Origin of the sequence: Bacillus sp. M6-12, assembly GCF_002860285.1 — a bacterium.
GTDB lineage: Bacteria > Bacillota > Bacilli > Bacillales > DSM-1321 > Peribacillus.
The window spans coordinates 57,847-73,024 of the sequence record NZ_PGVF01000004.1 but is presented as its reverse complement, the minus strand read 5'-3'; the positions used below and the strand labels follow the sequence as shown (position 1 = coordinate 73,024).

17 protein-coding genes are annotated in these 15,178 nt (G+C 42.1%); 12 read left to right on the top strand and 5 right to left on the bottom strand.

Features of this window, described 5'->3' with window-relative positions; all coding sequences use genetic code 11:
- Positions 1 to 176: 176 nt before the first annotated feature.
- The 5 genes from CVD28_RS29225 to CVD28_RS06890 all read left to right on the top strand — a co-directional run bounded on the left by CVD28_RS29225 (position 177) and on the right by CVD28_RS06890 (position 1,768).
- A complete protein-coding gene (locus CVD28_RS29225; RefSeq protein WP_101591740.1) occupies positions 177 to 293 on the top strand; it encodes a potassium channel family protein in 117 nt (38 codons plus the stop codon).
- A gap of 197 nt (positions 294 to 490) precedes the next feature.
- Positions 491 to 682 carry an NAD-binding protein gene (locus tag CVD28_RS29220; protein ID WP_101591739.1) on the top strand — a complete coding sequence of 64 codons (192 nt, stop codon included), beginning with the start codon at positions 491 to 493 and terminating at the stop codon, positions 680 to 682.
- 134 nt (positions 683 to 816) lie between these two features.
- The gene (locus tag CVD28_RS06900; protein ID WP_257985791.1) at positions 817 to 1,035 is read left to right on the top strand and encodes a cation:proton antiporter regulatory subunit; all 219 of its coding nucleotides are present in this window, start codon (positions 817 to 819) and stop codon (positions 1,033 to 1,035) included.
- A gap of 45 nt (positions 1,036 to 1,080) precedes the next feature.
- Positions 1,081 to 1,374, top strand: coding sequence for a YwdI family protein (locus CVD28_RS06895; RefSeq protein ID WP_101591639.1), 294 nt, complete (start codon positions 1,081 to 1,083; stop codon positions 1,372 to 1,374).
- A gap of 22 nt (positions 1,375 to 1,396) precedes the next feature.
- Positions 1,397 to 1,768, top strand: a complete 372-nt coding sequence (locus CVD28_RS06890; protein ID WP_101591638.1) for a DUF423 domain-containing protein — start codon at positions 1,397 to 1,399, stop codon at positions 1,766 to 1,768.
- A 423-nt stretch (positions 1,769 to 2,191) separates the two neighbouring features.
- Here the strand turns inward: CVD28_RS06890 and gerQ are convergent, their stop codons facing one another.
- Complete coding sequence (gene gerQ / locus CVD28_RS06880; protein ID WP_257985782.1) at positions 2,192 to 2,770, bottom strand: spore coat protein GerQ; 579 nt, start codon at positions 2,768 to 2,770, stop codon at positions 2,192 to 2,194.
- 271 nt (positions 2,771 to 3,041) lie between these two features.
- On the bottom strand, positions 3,042 to 3,785 hold the full coding sequence (gene hemQ / locus CVD28_RS06875; protein ID WP_101591636.1) for a hydrogen peroxide-dependent heme synthase: 744 nt from the start codon (positions 3,783 to 3,785) through the stop codon (positions 3,042 to 3,044).
- 370 nt (positions 3,786 to 4,155) lie between these two features.
- Between hemQ and pta the strand changes: the two genes are divergently transcribed.
- Together pta and CVD28_RS06865 are read left to right on the top strand one after the other, a co-directional pair.
- A complete protein-coding gene (gene pta / locus CVD28_RS06870) occupies positions 4,156 to 5,133 on the top strand; it encodes a phosphate acetyltransferase (protein WP_101591635.1) in 978 nt (325 codons plus the stop codon).
- Positions 5,134 to 5,549: 416 nt separating this feature from the next.
- Positions 5,550 to 6,398 carry a lipoate--protein ligase family protein gene (locus CVD28_RS06865; RefSeq protein ID WP_101591634.1) on the top strand — a complete coding sequence of 283 codons (849 nt, stop codon included), beginning with the start codon at positions 5,550 to 5,552 and terminating at the stop codon, positions 6,396 to 6,398.
- A 337-nt stretch (positions 6,399 to 6,735) separates the two neighbouring features.
- On the opposite strand, the gene CVD28_RS06860 is transcribed toward CVD28_RS06865, so the two are convergent.
- Entirely contained in the window at positions 6,736 to 7,479 is a 744-nt protein-coding gene (locus tag CVD28_RS06860) for an RsfA family transcriptional regulator (RefSeq protein WP_101591633.1), read from the bottom strand.
- Between the two features lie 600 nt (positions 7,480 to 8,079).
- Here CVD28_RS06860 and CVD28_RS06855 point away from each other — a divergent pair.
- From CVD28_RS06855 to CVD28_RS06845, 3 genes are all read left to right on the top strand, one after another.
- Entirely contained in the window at positions 8,080 to 8,301 is a 222-nt protein-coding gene (locus CVD28_RS06855; protein ID WP_101591632.1) for a DUF1450 domain-containing protein, read from the top strand.
- Positions 8,302 to 9,091: 790 nt separating this feature from the next.
- Positions 9,092 to 10,396 (top strand): HD domain-containing protein, encoded by a 1,305-nt coding sequence (locus CVD28_RS06850; protein WP_101591631.1) that lies wholly within the window; start codon positions 9,092 to 9,094, stop codon positions 10,394 to 10,396.
- 170 nt (positions 10,397 to 10,566) lie between these two features.
- Positions 10,567 to 11,100 carry a YwgA family protein gene (locus CVD28_RS06845; protein ID WP_101591630.1) on the top strand — a complete coding sequence of 178 codons (534 nt, stop codon included), beginning with the start codon at positions 10,567 to 10,569 and terminating at the stop codon, positions 11,098 to 11,100.
- A 234-nt stretch (positions 11,101 to 11,334) separates the two neighbouring features.
- On the opposite strand, the gene CVD28_RS06840 is transcribed toward CVD28_RS06845, so the two are convergent.
- On the bottom strand, positions 11,335 to 11,520 hold the full coding sequence (locus CVD28_RS06840) for a 2-hydroxymuconate tautomerase (RefSeq protein WP_101591629.1): 186 nt from the start codon (positions 11,518 to 11,520) through the stop codon (positions 11,335 to 11,337).
- A 140-nt stretch (positions 11,521 to 11,660) separates the two neighbouring features.
- Here CVD28_RS06840 and CVD28_RS06835 point away from each other — a divergent pair, with 140 nt between their 5' ends.
- Positions 11,661 to 12,317: a site-2 protease family protein gene (locus CVD28_RS06835; RefSeq protein ID WP_101591628.1), complete on the top strand. Its 657-nt coding sequence runs from the start codon at positions 11,661 to 11,663 to the stop codon at positions 12,315 to 12,317.
- 25 nt (positions 12,318 to 12,342) lie between these two features.
- A complete protein-coding gene (locus tag CVD28_RS06830) occupies positions 12,343 to 12,855 on the top strand; it encodes a YwhD family protein (RefSeq protein WP_101591627.1) in 513 nt (170 codons plus the stop codon).
- Positions 12,856 to 13,010: 155 nt separating this feature from the next.
- Here the strand turns inward: CVD28_RS06830 and CVD28_RS06825 are convergent, their stop codons facing one another.
- Positions 13,011 to 15,086 carry a transglycosylase domain-containing protein gene (locus CVD28_RS06825; RefSeq protein WP_101591626.1) on the bottom strand — a complete coding sequence of 692 codons (2,076 nt, stop codon included), beginning with the start codon at positions 15,084 to 15,086 and terminating at the stop codon, positions 13,011 to 13,013.
- Positions 15,087 to 15,178 lie beyond the last annotated feature (92 nt).

Below are 15,178 nucleotides of genomic sequence, written 5' to 3'. Positions count from 1 at the left end.
GCTTTTTGTGTAAAATTTGACTTGATGGGATAGAGAGATGGGTATATTTCGATATGAAACCTATAAACTCGTCTACAATGCGGTAATTAGCATGGCGGTTGTGATTATTCTGGGTACGGCTGCTTTATTATCTTTGAGAGGCTAGAATTTTTTAATTCTCTTTAGCTTACTATGATATTACTGTACTTACCGTCGGATATGGTGATGCGGTCCCGCAAACAAAACCGGGGAGGCTTTTTGCTCTTGTAATAAGCTCAACCGGAATAGGGATAGTATGCAATCGGTGCGATTAGTACACTGATGCTCGGAGGAGAATTGTCAAAGACAGTAAGATTAGGAGAGATAGATTTCAAGGCTGCAGATCATATTATTTTGTGCGTTATGGAAGAGTGGGGGAGCAGGCAGCAGAGCAATTGGCGTATAAGGAGATTCCTGCGATAATACTTGAAAATGATATAGACAGGGTTCCTGAAAATCCGCCAAAAAAAATATATTTTTTTTAATTGGTGATGCTACTGAATACCAGACGCTTATTGAGGCTGGAATCGAAAAAGCTTCCGGGCTTGTTTCCAGACTTTCCGAGGATGCATATAATGTATTTGTTACACTTACTGCAAAAGGAATAAACCAAACATCCACGTGGTTGCCCGCTCCGAGAGGATCCAGTAGGAAGAAAAGCTAAAAAAAGCGGGGCATCAAAGGTTTTCAATCCTTCTTCAATTGGCGGCAAGCAGCTGGTTTTATCCTTGTTAAAGCCTTTAAGTGTTGAATATGATATGTTGATATAATGCTGAATTCCGGAAAAAGGAGTTTGGAATAGAAGAATTCAGTTTAAGTATGAAATCAGCATTTGTTAATAAAAGCATACGGGAACATAATATACGGAAGGCATATGGCGTCACTGTCGTTGCCATCATCAGAAACGGAAATATGATCAGCAATCCTATGCCAGAGGAATTGCTGCGAATAGATGATACACTGCTTGTTTTTGGCTCAGAGAAGCAGCTGACCGGTTTAAAAAAGCTTTACAATTAGCCTGATACATATAATACGCCACGAAAGAACTAAGGGGGTGAAGAAATGGAAATAGCATCGAATAGCGTTTTATTGAAGATGGAAGAGCTTGTGAAAAAAGCCAGATCTGCAGAAAGTAAAGAAAAATTAAATGGCTATATTATTGCTGTTCAGGCTTTATGCGATATTATTCTCGACGAACCGGAGACAACACCAGCCGGTATTTATGGAGAAAGGTTTGTGCCTGCTGCGCAATCACCAGTCATACAGCAGGAGAGTGCCCGTTCAGTTTCTTCGCTTCCACAGGGAAAACCTGCTAAGATGGATGAAGCAAATGGTGAATCTTTATTTGATTTTTAATGGATTGAGAGGAGCGATATAAATGAAGCTATTTATCATCCTGGGAGCTGTCAATGCTTTCCTTGCAGTTGCGTTAGGAGCATTCGGTGCCCATGGGCTTGAAGGGAAAATCCCGGATAAGTACTTAACTATATGGGAAAAGGCAGTAACCTATCAGATGTTTCATGCCGGCGGTTTATTGGCAGTCGGAATTATCTTTGGGAAGATGGGTGCCAACTTGCTGATCTCGTGGTCAGGATGGCTTATGTTTGCAGGGATCCTGATTTTTTCTGGTAGTTTATACATATTAAGTGTTACGCAGATCAGGGTGCTTGGAGCCATTACGCCAATCGGAGGAGTTTCCTTTTTAGCAGCTTGGGTCCTCCTGATCCTGGCTGTAAATAAGTATTTATAAATTTTAATACCAAATAATAAGATAAGGCAGAGCAATTATTAGCTCTGCTTTTTTATGTAGATAAATAAGGTTTAAATCTTATCTTCTGCCTAATTCATAGCCTAAGTTGTAAAAGGATACAGTCATATCCAAGATCATTTCTAATGAATAGACGAAAAAAAGAATACTTAGAGAAACACATATAAAACGGAAGAGGGAATTCAGCAGATTTGCTTCCTTTTGGTTATGTGTATTCTTCAATCCTGATATTGCTCCTCTCCACAATAAAATAAGGTCGTAAAGGTATTTAGCTAACTCTAATATTTTTTCATATATTTCCATGAAATAAAAAAAGCCGCGGATTTTCACCATTGTAAAAATCCGCTGCTGTAGGTTCTTTTAAAAATGTCCGCAGTATCCGCAGTCTGCACAATCATGTTACCGTTATCTAGGTGGGTAAACTGCCATACCGCCGGCACCGTATGGATATTCGTATTCAATTTCTTCTTCAAATGTAACATAATCCAGGTAGACCATAAGCAGCAAATAGCGCATGCCGGTTTGCGGATCGCTGAGAATGATATGGTCACGTCCAGCGGCCTCAATAATCCCCCTAAAGGTTAAGGTGTTTTCTCCATCACGTCTGCCTTCAAAAGTCATATAAACAGTGGCAAGCTTCCCTCGGTTTAATCTTAGGATATTTTCAATATAAGACTCTTCAGCAGGAAGCTGTCCTGGAGCCTGCCCTCCCATCCCCATAGCCTGCATGCCTGCTCCAGGAGCTTGCATTCCCATAGCCTGCATCCCCGCTCCAGGAACTTGCATTCCAAGACCGGGTTGAGGACCTGCTGCCTGAGACCCAGGAAGGCTCTGCATATCAGGTGTAGGCACAAATTGCTGGAATTGTCCTTGAGGAGGGTACCCCCCCGGTTGAGCGAATTCTCCCTCCTGACGCCCATACGGGCTGTCGTACGGATAATAAGGAAAGCCATAATTATACTGATTAGGATTATTTTGATTCATATTTTTCCCTCCATAGATCAGAAATAGAAAATAAAAAGATACTCACTGTTCAATATGTATGGAGGGCAAAGAGTATTTATGTCAGGGTTTTTACAAATTAGCATGTCCCTGCATTCAAATAAAAAGCTGTTCTGAAATATACGCTATTATCAAAATAAAAATTCCCTTGGCTGTGTAAACGGTTTACGTATGGCAATTTCACAACTGTTTTAAGTCAAATAAACAAAAACACCCTGCCGTTTTTAGACAGGGTGCTGTAGAATTTCTAATATTAAACGTGAAGGAATGCTCCAATACGTTCCTGTGGCAGAATATTGCCTACAAAGAATGAGCCAAATTCACCGTAGCGAGCGCTGACTTCATCAAAACGCATTTCATATACGAGCTTTTTAAATTGAAGGACGTCATCAGAGAACAAAGTTACGCCCCATTCGTAATCATCAAAGCCGACAGAACCGGTGATGATTTGTTTTACTTTTCCTGCATACTGGCGTCCGATCATTCCGTGAGAACGCATCATGTTGCGGCGGTCTTCCATCGGAAGCATATACCAGTTATCATTGCCCTGGCGGCGCTTGTCCATTGGATAGAAACAAACATGCTTTGCTGCAGGAAGGATTGGATATAGTCGGGCCCGGATTTCTGGGCTCTCGTAAGGATCCTGACCAGCAGGCAGATAATTGCTCAGCTCCACGACCGAAACATAAGAATGAGCCGGGATAGTGAATTCAGCAAGTTTAGTTTTATTGAATTCCATTTCAATTTCATTTAATTCTTCCATTGTTGGGCGGACAATCATCATCATGAAGTCTGCCTTTTGGCCAACGATTGAATAAATCGCATGGCTTCCTTCTTTTTTGCTTTGTGTAACATTCCATTTCTCAAGTAAATTCATATATTCAGAAATGGCAGCTTGGCGTTCGTCACTTGAAAGCATTTTCCAAGTTGTCCAATCTACAGTACGGAAATCATGCAAACAGTACCAGCCATCAAGAGTTTGTGCTGCTTCACTCATAAGACAATCACTCCTATATAAGTAAGTATACCCATACTATATCATAGTTTTACTCTGGTGCTAATTTTGGACCCATTAAAATAACCGTTTTCATGTCGAATTTGAAACTTTTTTGTCTTATTGCAAAAGGTTGTCAGAAATTTGTAAAAGTTTATTCAATGTGGGTTTATTCACCAAAAAATAGGAAATCATTTTATAGAGCGGAGACTGTTTATCGATATTAAAGGTTCGTATATTTCTGAATTGTATTATTTTAATAGTGAAAGCGATGACACCGGCTCTACCAATAGAAATATTGATTTGTAAGGGGTATTCTAAGAATAACGAAAGCACTCAGGTGCTAGACATTATCAAAAAGGAGGAAGACATTTTGACCGATTTATTTACGTCATTAAAGGATAAGGTTTACGGGCATAATTTAAAAATCGTTTTTCCTGAAGGGTTGGACGACCGTATCCTTACTGCTGCGGGAAGATTGGCAGAGGAGAAGGTTCTGACGCCTATCCTTATAGGCAATATTGAACAAATTCAGAGCAAAGCAAAAAGCCTGGGCGTTTCTGTCGCCGGGGCCGAAATTTATGATCCGGTAAACTATATCATGTTAGATGAATTAGCGGCTTCTTTTGTAGAACGCCGCAAAGGGAAGTCTTCCGGGGAAGAAGCGAAAAAAATCCTTCTTGATGAGAATTACTTTGGAACCATGCTGGTTTACACCAATAAAGCAGATGGCCTTGTTAGCGGGGCTGCCCATTCAACGGCAGACACAGTAAGGCCGGCTCTGCAAATTATCAAAACAAAGGAAGGTGTACGCAAAACTTCTGGAACGTTTATAATGGTCCGCGAGGATGAAAGATACGTATTTGCTGACTGTGCCATCAATATTGCGCCTGACAGCAAGGATCTGGCCGAGATTGCAATTGAAAGTGCAAAAACAGCGAGAATGTTTGATATAGAACCGCGTGTAGCTATGCTTAGTTTCTCAACAAAAGGATCGGCAAAGTCAGTGGAAACTGAAAAGGTTGCAGAAGCGGTAAGGGCAGCACAGGAGCTTGATCCCATGCTGATTGTAGACGGTGAATTTCAATTCGATGCAGCATTCGTTCCTTCCGTGGCACAAAAGAAAGCTCCTGATTCGCCGCTTCAAGGCGATGCGAATGTTTTTGTGTTCCCAAGCCTGGAGGCAGGGAATATTGGTTATAAAATAGCTCAGCGCTTAGGCGGTTTTGAAGCGGTCGGGCCAATACTGCAAGGATTGAACAGACCTGTGAATGACCTTTCCAGGGGCTGCGATACAGAAGATGTTTATAAGCTCGCATTGATAACAGCAGCACAGGCGCTGCAGCGATAATAAGAAAAGCGCATGCGCCCTGGTTAGAGGGAGAACGGCTAAGACCGCCAATGTTGTAAATAAATTTGTGTTACAACCTTCGTCCTGTGGCGCCGCCTGCACTAGCACGTCCTCCCAAAGCTGACGCTTTGTTTCGAGCAATGTATCGCTTCCGTAGCGTTCCTGTCCTGTGCATTGAGGCTTTTTTTCCTGCGGGAAAAAGTCGCTGGGCGCTGGAGCTAGACATCTGTAATGGTTAAAAAGTTATACTTTCTTATCTTTATAAAAAGCAGAGGCAATCTTTCCTGAGATTGTCTTTTTGTCTGGCTGCAGACTGGCCGAGCTGGGAAGAGCGGGCAGCTCTCTTTCCAGCTTTTTTTGCTTCAAAAGGATTGTGATATAATGAGTATTATTTTTTCAGCTAAAGGAGCTTGCATATGGGCGACTCGATTTCTTTATTGAATCAGCCAGAATGGCGTATCATTGACCAATCATCGCTTGGTCCCCAGTTTCATCCGCTCCAGTCATTTGCAATGGATGATACATTGTGTTTTTCAGCGGGCAGTGGGAGGTCTCCAGCCATTGCCAGAGCCTGGGTACATTCAAAAACAGTTGTGCTTGGCATTCAGGACACCAAGCTTCCTTTTTTGGAAAAGGGACTGGCATTCCTAAAGGATCAAGGCTATGACTATATCGTAAGAAATTCTGGCGGTCTCGCCGTGGTGCTTGATGAAGGCGTTTTAAATATTTCACTTATTTTTCCGGAGACGGAAAGGAAAATAGATATTAACCGTGGGTATGAGGCAATGTGGAGCCTGATCAGAGTCATGTTTCAGGATTTTAATAGAAGAATTGACGCATATGAGATTGAAGGTTCTTATTGCCCGGGAAGTTTTGATTTAAGCATAGAGGGGAAAAAGTTCGCCGGGATATCCCAGCGGCGCATCCGCAATGGAGTAGCTGTCCAAATTTATCTTTGTGTAAATGGCAGCGGGGCTGATCGAGCCGGTTTGATCCGGGACTTTTATAGTCTGGCAAAGGGTGATGCGGAAACGAAATTTTCCTATCCAGCTATCAATCCTAAGGTGATGGCCTCATTATCTGAACTGCTGGACGAAGAACTGCGGATTGAGGATGTAATGCTGCGGCTTTTGCAGAATTTAAAACTATATAGCGGCCGAATTTTTTCATCTCCATTATCCCCAGAGGAAATCCCTGTTTACGATGCTTATTTTGCCAGAATAGCAGAACGGAATGAGAAAGTGTTTATGGCTTTGGAAGAATAGAAGCAAGCCCGTCTCTTTCTGTTATTTTTTGGAATATAGCTAAATATATAAGTTTTCTTGGGCAATAAACAATAAAAATAAGCAGTTAGAATATGCTGACATAATAAAGAGCTGTGTGGGTGAGGTTTCTAAGTGATTTTCAATTTTAGTTTCAATTAGTTATTTCGTATTCAGCTCAGCCTCTTTCTGCAGAAAAAGGCATCCCAGCGATAATCCAACTGGAATTATCATGGGAATGCCTTTTTTAAGTGCTAATCGAGTCGTGTTTTTTCACAAAGCCTCACTATAAGATTAAGAGCTGTTGCCATCTCTCCGTCTCCGCTGGCACAATTCTATGTTATTCAGCTAATTTCTCTAAATTGCCGTTTCGGTCCATTTTAAATTTTGTCGCAGGGCGATCATCCTCATCCAGCAGTACAAGCTTTCTGGCCCGATTCATGATTTTCATTAATGTTTCATAATCTTCCTGAATCATAACTGAATTTTGTTCAAGGTGCGAAACTTTCTTTTCTAGTTCGTGATTTTGCTGCTTTAAATCCTTGATTTCAAGCCTTAATCTTTCGTTCTCTGACTTTAAAACCTCGGAATGAAGGGTGCTGCCGTTTAGCGATTGTAAAAAGGCAATGACTGCATCAATAGTTAGGCTTTCTTCCCGATATACGGGCTGTTTAACCTGTTCGAATTCTATAAGTTCACCGAGCTCTATTTGATTTTCCTGCTCAGGTACTGATACTGAATAACTGATAGTTTCTAAATCTTCTTCAATAGGCTGTGAAATTCCTATATCCTGAATGGTGGGAACAGGTGGGGAGTATAGCAATTTTTTCTTTCCTCCCTGATCTTTCCCTAATATGCGCTGGCGCTGCTTGCGCTGTTTTTTTGCTAGTGCAAGAGCTTTATCATAGCTATGGCGTACCACTGCGTTCCACCTGAATCCGCATGCTGCGGATGTCCGGTTCAGCTTATCGCCAACCTCCTCAAATGCGTTTAACTGGGTGCTTCCTTCACGAACGTGGCGCAGTACCGTTTCTGCTAAAAGCAAATCATCTTCCTCTGTCCAGGCATCTTGTCTAACTTTCATCCTGCCTACTCCCTTTCTATTGATTATTAACCATCAAACAGCAAATCCAGCAGTTTTCAAACGAGGGCCGCTTGATGGCGGCGGACTGTTGCTGAATGATGCTTGCTAGTTGGTTTATTAAGCATGAAGAATAATGTCATGCTTCTTCTAGTCATCATTTTGTACAAAATAGTAAAGTTTTATTCAAAAAACTTAGAAGGATAATAGTTTTTTTTCCAAATCGTTTCACTAATTTGCTTTTAAAGCCTTTTTGGGAGTAATTACTAGGTTGTTTAAGTCACTGCTGCTTACAAAAAGAAGCCGCGAAGTCCATATAAATAAAGGGGGGGGCTTGGATACGAATAATAACAAAATAAATTCGAAAACAGCCCTGATTCACGTGAACTGCCTTGAAATTGGGAGGCAGACACTGTAAAATACCCCTTAGGCTCAAAGGCTCACAAAGATAATTTTCTAACGATACATCGTATGAATTAAAAGGATTTTTTTGTAAGGATAGACTTGGGCAAATTGATATCCCTTTCTCCTGAAGCAGATAAAAATTTAATGAGTACTTACGCTAATCTAAATAAATGAAACAGGAAGGATGGTGACCTGAGTATGCCAAATGAATTTAGAGTATGCGACGATTGCCAGGCTACCAATATAAAAACTCTTGTTCCAAGACTGGAAAAGCTTGATCCGGATGCGAGTATTGAAATTGCCTGCCAGTCCTATTGCGGTCCCGGCAGAAAAAAGTCGTTTGCATTTGTGAATAACCGGCCGGTTTCAGCTCCAACAGAGGATGAGCTGATAGAAAAGGTTGAGAAAAAGGTTAAATAGGACACAGGTCAATAAGTCACCTTGAAGATATTTGATGGGTGATTTTTTCTTTTCCCCGGAAACAATTGCACTGTTTTCAATTGAGAAATAAGGGTAAAAATATTTAATAATACTTAGAGAATTACCATAGAGTTCTCTGTTAAAAAATTAGCGGCAAACCTATCGAAGGAACAGCTAATCAAGCTATAATGGAAGCATACTAGTCTATTAGAAAAGCGGAAGCGCCCTGGTCAGCCCCGACAAGCATAAGACAAGCACTGACAGAAGGCGCTTTTTGCCTTCCGAGGTGATTGGCTTATGACCTCGAGGGGCTGGGCGCTGGAGCTAGACAATTAGAAAAGCGGAAGCGCCCTGGCAAAAGGAACGTCGACGAAAGTCTGGCACGTCCTCACAAAGCTGTCGCTTTGTTTCGTGCGATGAATCGCTGCCGAAGCGTTCCTTGTCCTGTGCCAAACGTCGACGCCAGCACATCCCTTCTAAGGATGAACGGCTAAGTTCGCCCCGTCCTGGGGCAACGCCGTTCTGACCCACATCCTGTGGGCCTAAGCATAAGACAAGCACTGACAGAAGGCGCTTTTTGCCTTCCGAGGTGATTGGCTTATGACCAAGGTTGTAACTGAACTTGGTTACAACACTCGAGGCCGACTAAAAACGCCACGTCCTGTGGCGCCGCCGGCACTAGCACATCCTGTGCGTCGGGGCTGGGCGCTGGAGCTAGACATCTGTACTTGCTAAAAAAGTTATACGTTCTTATCCGCTAAGAAAGCCTTAATGAAAATGAGGGTAGTCCATGGAATATTCCGCTGAAAAACTTAAAGAAGAAAAAGTATTTAAAGATCCAGTCCATCGGTATATTCATGTGAGGGACAGGGTTATTTGGGATTTGATAGGAACAAAGGAATTTCAGCGGCTTAGAAGGATTAAACAGCTTGGAACTACTTATTTAACCTTTCACGGCGCCGAGCATAGCCGCCTTAACCACTCGCTTGGTGTCTATGAGATCGTTCGCCGCATTATTGACGATGTCTTTAAAGGACGGCCGGAATGGGATGAAGGGGAGCGGCTGCTATGTCTTTGTGCAGCCCTGCTTCATGATTTAGGGCATGGCCCATTCTCACATTCGTTTGAAAAAGTATTTGATCTGGATCATGAGCACTTTACCCGGGAGATTGTAGTTGGGAATACGGAAGTTAATGCTGTTCTGAGACAGGTTGGTGTGGATTTTCCGAAGAAAGTAGCCGATGTAATAGCCAAAACGTATAAGAACAAGCTGGTAGTCAGCTTAATTTCGAGCCAAATCGATGCCGACAGGATGGATTATCTCCAGCGGGATGCTTATTTTACCGGTGTCAGCTATGGCCATTTTGATATGGAAAGAATCCTGCGAGTCATGAGGCCGCGGGAGGACCAGGCCGTGATTAAGCAAAGCGGGATGCATGCGGTAGAGGACTATATTATGAGCCGCTATCAAATGTATTGGCAGGTCTACTTCCATCCAGTTACAAGAAGTGCGGAGGTTATTCTTACGAAAATCCTGCATCGAGCCAAGCATTTACATGAAACTGGCTATACATTTAAGCAGGAACCAGTTCACTTTTACTCCATGCTTACCGGAAATATGTCATTAAGCGATTATTTAAAGCTGGATGAAGCCGTTATGTTCTATTATTTCCAAATCTGGGAAGAAGAAGAGGATGCGATTCTCCGGGATTTATGCAGGCGGTTTGTAAATCGTAACTTATTTAAATATGCAGAATTCCACCCATCCAACGATCAGATGAACAAGCTGATGGAGCTGAATAAGCTTTTTAAAAAAGCTGGCATTAACCCGGATTATTATCTGGTAGTGGATTCATCATCAGATTTGCCTTATGATTTTTACCGGCCGGGTGAAGAGGAAGAACGGCTGCCAATCCACCTGTTAAAAAAGGATGGAGATATTAGAGAATTATCGAGAGAATCAGAAATTGTTGATGCTATTTCCGGAAAAAGAAGAACAGACCATAAATTATACTTTCCGGAAGACCTACTTTGGGATGATTCTTCAAAAAAGAATATCAAGAAACAAATTAGAAAGCTGCTGGAGCTGGAATAGGCCAAGGTCCATTACATATTGATGATTCCGTTTTTTTGCCGAAAAAAGCAGCTGTGTCAGCAAATACTGCTGTCTGGCGAAAGCAGTCAGCCAAATGAATGCGGCAGATGTGAACCAATGTCCATTAAGCTGGTGCCTGGATTTTATTATAGGTTGAGGAGTGACATGCCTTGTTCAAGGATCATGCTAAAATTATACATGCCATATTTTCAGCAGGGGAAATAGTCGGAAGGAAAAAACTGCAGAAAATTATTTTTATTGCCAAGAAAATCTCATTTCCGTTTCAGGAAAAATTTCAATTCCATTTTTATGGCCCGTATTCTGAAGAACTGACGCTTCGAATCGAAGAGCTTTGTAACATGGGATACCTGGATGAAGTCAAAGAAAAAAAGGCGGGCTATTGGCAGTACCGCTATTCTGTTACCGAATCCGGAAAGGAATTTCTATCCCTGCATGAAATAAGCATGCCAGCGCTTGATGAGTGCCTGCTGGATATGAATCAGCAATCAGCAAGGTTCCTGGAATTAGTTTCAACCGTCCTGTACTTTGACAATCTTCCGCCTGAGGAAATTGCCGAAAAGGTCTTTACCTTAAAAAGCAAGCAAAATTACACGCTTGAGGAAATGGCTGACGCCCATGCCTATATTGACTCCTTAAAGCAAAAGGGGCTGCTGCAGCAAGCAGCTGGACCGGCGATTGTGTAAGGTGAACATACCGGCTTAGGATGAGGCTGGAAAGGTAATGGTTATGTACGGTATAATCAACGCTGCTGTGCCGACTAATTCCGTGAAAATAAAAAAAGAATATAATTGCTGTCCAGACTTCCTATAATGATAAAAACCTTGCCTCAGATATTCGAAGGCAAGGTTTTTTAGAATAAGAAGAGTATTAACCTTTCTAACAAGTACAGATATAGCAGGGCGCTTGCGCATTTCTTTTTATTCGTCGCTTAATCGCTTTCCAGCGACTGCATAATGGTTTTTAGACATTTCTTCAATGAAAACGACCACTTTGTCTTTTGTTGCTCCAGTGGATTCTGCCACAGCTTCTGTTACCTTCTCAACCAGCGCTTTTTTCTGGTCCTCTGAACGGCCTTCAAGCATTTTCACAGTTACATAAGGCATGCTGCAAACCCTCCTTTCATATTCTTATTTTAATAGTGTTTCATATGGCTAAACTAAAAGCAAGATAGGTGTCTTGGTTTTTAACATCCATAATCATTTGATGTATACTGATTGTAAGAAAAAGAATGGGGAGAATCAGTTTGGAACAATTTTTAGCATTTTCATTGGAGCAGCTGCCTTATGTCATCATAACGCTGCTGATTGCTTTTACAGTCCATGAATTTTCGCATGCTTATGTCGCCTATAAATTTGGTGATCCAACTGCGAAGAATCAGGGCAGAATAACTTTAAACCCAATTAATCATCTTGACCCTGTCGGAACCATCCTGCTCTTGATTGCAGGGTTTGGCTGGGCAAGGCCAGTACCGGTGAATCGGCACCATTTTAAGAATCCGCGACTGGCCGGAGTTGCGGTTTCATTTGCAGGACCCTTCAGCAATTTCCTGCTGGCCTGTCTTGGTTTTATTATCTGGTATGGACTTGCTGCGGCAGGCATGTCTGGCCAGCTTCCTGACTTTATCCGGCAATTTCTTGATATGTTCATTCAGCTGAATATCATATTATTTATTTTTAATCTGCTTCCATTGCCAGCTTTGGATGGGTGGCGGATTATTCAGGATTTGGCCCCTTCCAATATTCGGGCCAAGATGACGCAATATGAAGTTTATGGAGTATTAATCTTTTTAATTTTGATGATTACCCCGCTTGATCAATATACAATACAGCCGTTATTCGGGGTTGTTCTTCCATTTGTTCTGGGAGGGATGGGTGACTTTTTTTCAGCAATCTTTCTTTAAATCTTTTACAAGGAGACAATAAACTATGGAAAATCAGCCAAAAAAGAAGATGGGCTTTAATATCGTAAAAAATGACCCGATGGCAGGCCATAAAGGCTTTGGCGCTGGAGTGCTTACCCTTGATAATATTTCTCCTGTTATCATTGATGTAGAAGCAGGTGATGCAGCCGTTGATGTTGGCGCTATGCACGCAAGGAGCGCCGTGGAGAAGGGGATAAAGTTCCTTCCTGACAAAACCCAGGTTCCAAATGGAAAGCCTTATTGGCTCGTCTGGGTGACAATTGAAGTAACTGCAGATGGCCCGCTCTACGCCGGAGTGACAGCCTGTGAAATGACAGTGGACAGAGAAATCAGAAGAGGCTATAAATCGCTTCCTGAGCATGTCAACAAAATGGATAAGTCTTTAAAACGGTATATCATGGTAGATCATATGGACGACCGGTCCAAAAAAATCCTGGCGGAGTACCTGCAAAATCATAATAGCGAAATGTGGGAAAAATCTTCAGAGGAATTAAAACAAGGATTGCAAGCTCTTTGATCAGAAAATATATGTCAATTTTGTGAAAAAATTTCGAATCTTACATGAAAGTCTTTTGAAATTCAGTAAAATCAGGTAAACTAATTTACAGCGTGCAGACGCTGTAAAACTAGGACAGGAAAAACCCCGGGACGGAATGTCTCGGGGTTTTTCCGTTATTCAGACTTCCAAAATTCAAGGAACTTTTTATACCAGCCTTTTTTCTGTTCAGGCGATTGTCTGTTTTCCCGGTTGAAAAGCCCATCATGGATATGGTCTGTACAGTATTCGGTTGGTTCCGTACCTTTTTCAAAGTAGGTCATCCTGGCAGCAGGGCAATCTTCTGTTGCAAGCAGTCCGTTGGCGGGGTCAATTTTCACACCTGTAACATTTTCAGAAGGCTTAAAGTTTTTCACCGGCTCATCTTCAAGGCTGTATTCCATAAACCGGGCCCAAATCTTTTTAGCATAAGATTTATCTTCTGTTGCTTCAATTTTTTGGGAATGATCAAATCCGGCCCAAACGCCGGCCACAAGCTGCGGTGTATAGCCAATCATCCAGCTATCTGATGGCGTTGTGCCAGATTTGCCCGCATAAGGGCGGGTAAGCTGCGGAATAATGGCTGTCCCGGTAACACTTGCATGGCCATTGAGCTTTTTATCAAAAATCCCTGTCAGCATTTGTGTCATAACATATGCTTTATCAGGGTCCAATACTGTCTTTTTATGCTGTTCATGCTTATAGATAATGTCCCCTTTATGGTTTTCGACCCGTTTGATAAAGACTGGCTCTACCTTTTTTCCTCCATTTGCAAGGATTCCGTAAGCATTTACCATCTCGAGCATCCGTACTCCGGAGGTGCCAAGAGCAAGCGAAGGAACGGCTGACATTTTCGAGGAAAGGCCAAACTTCCTGACTGTATCTACTAAAGTATCTTCCCCGAGAAACATATGGGTTTTGACAGCGTACACATTATCAGACAGAGCAATAGCCTGTGCAAGCGTGATATTCCCGTTCGCATACTGATGATTAAAATTATGCGGTGTGTAAGAAGACGCGCCGTCATCAAAAGTAAAAGTCGTTTTTTCGCTTCTCAATGTGGTGGAGGGGGTAAACCCCTTTTCCAGCGCAGCATAATACAGCAGCGGTTTGATTGTCGACCCAGGCTGGCGTACCGCTTGAGTGCTCCGATTAAAAGAACTTTCCTTATAGTCCCTGCCGCCAATCAGAGCCTCAACCTCTCCATTTTTGGGGTTCATTGCAATAAGAGCTGCCTGTATTTTCGATTGATCTGACATAATCGAGTCAAAGGCTTCTTCTGCCGCTTTTTGTTTTTTCTTATTGAGCGTTGTATAGACCTTTAATCCTCCAAGCTCAATTGTCCGTTCGTCCAATCCCAGTTTACTTTTTAGTGCCTGCTTTACAGCATCCTGAAAATACGGTGCAGTTTTTTCGCCTGAAGATGGATGTTTGCCTGTTAATGCCAAAGTCTCGCCTTTTGCTGCTTCAGCTTCAGCTGATTTGATAATCTTCTGATTCTTCATCGATTTCAATACGATAGCTTGGCGTTTTTTTGCTTTTTCGATATTCTCCAGCGGTGAATAGCTGGCCGGGCCCTTTGGGATTCCGGCGAGCATGCTGGCCTCCGCAAGAGTCAGATCCTTGGCTGATTTGTTGAAATAATACTGGCTGGCAGCTTCGACGCCATAAGCTCTGTGTCCATAATAAATGGTATTTAAGTAGCCTTCTAAAATTTCTTTTTTAGAATAATTCATTTCGAGACGAAGTGTATAAAAAGCTTCGGTAATCTTCCGCTGCCATGTTTTATCATGTTCGAGAAACAAGTTTCGGGCATATTGCTGGGTGATCGTACTGGCTCCCTGAACCTTTGCCATCGCTCGGATGTCCGCGACTACCGCTCCGGCGATCCTTTTCATGTCAAAGCCGTAATGCTTGTAAAAATGCTGGTCTTCCACGGCTATGGTTGCATCTATTAAATCCTTCGATATATCATCAAGCTTTACCCAATATCGTTTTTGTCCATTATCGCTTTCTCCGATAACCTCTCCATTTTCCCCAAAATAAATGGTCGATTGCGGAACAGCTAATGGCGGTGCACCTAATATTTTGGCATAGGTGAACAGCGAAAAAGCTGCAAGTCCAAGCAAAATGGAGAAAAGGCACGCAATAATGACCGCTGCCCTGATGTATTTTGCTGTTCGTTTAAAATTTTGTCCAGTAATCAATTCCACTTACTTCACCTTCTTCGGCCATAGGTATTACTATCAGTATGAAAAAAAACAATGATTTTTAAACATCGATATTGATAGAGCAAATTTTTTCT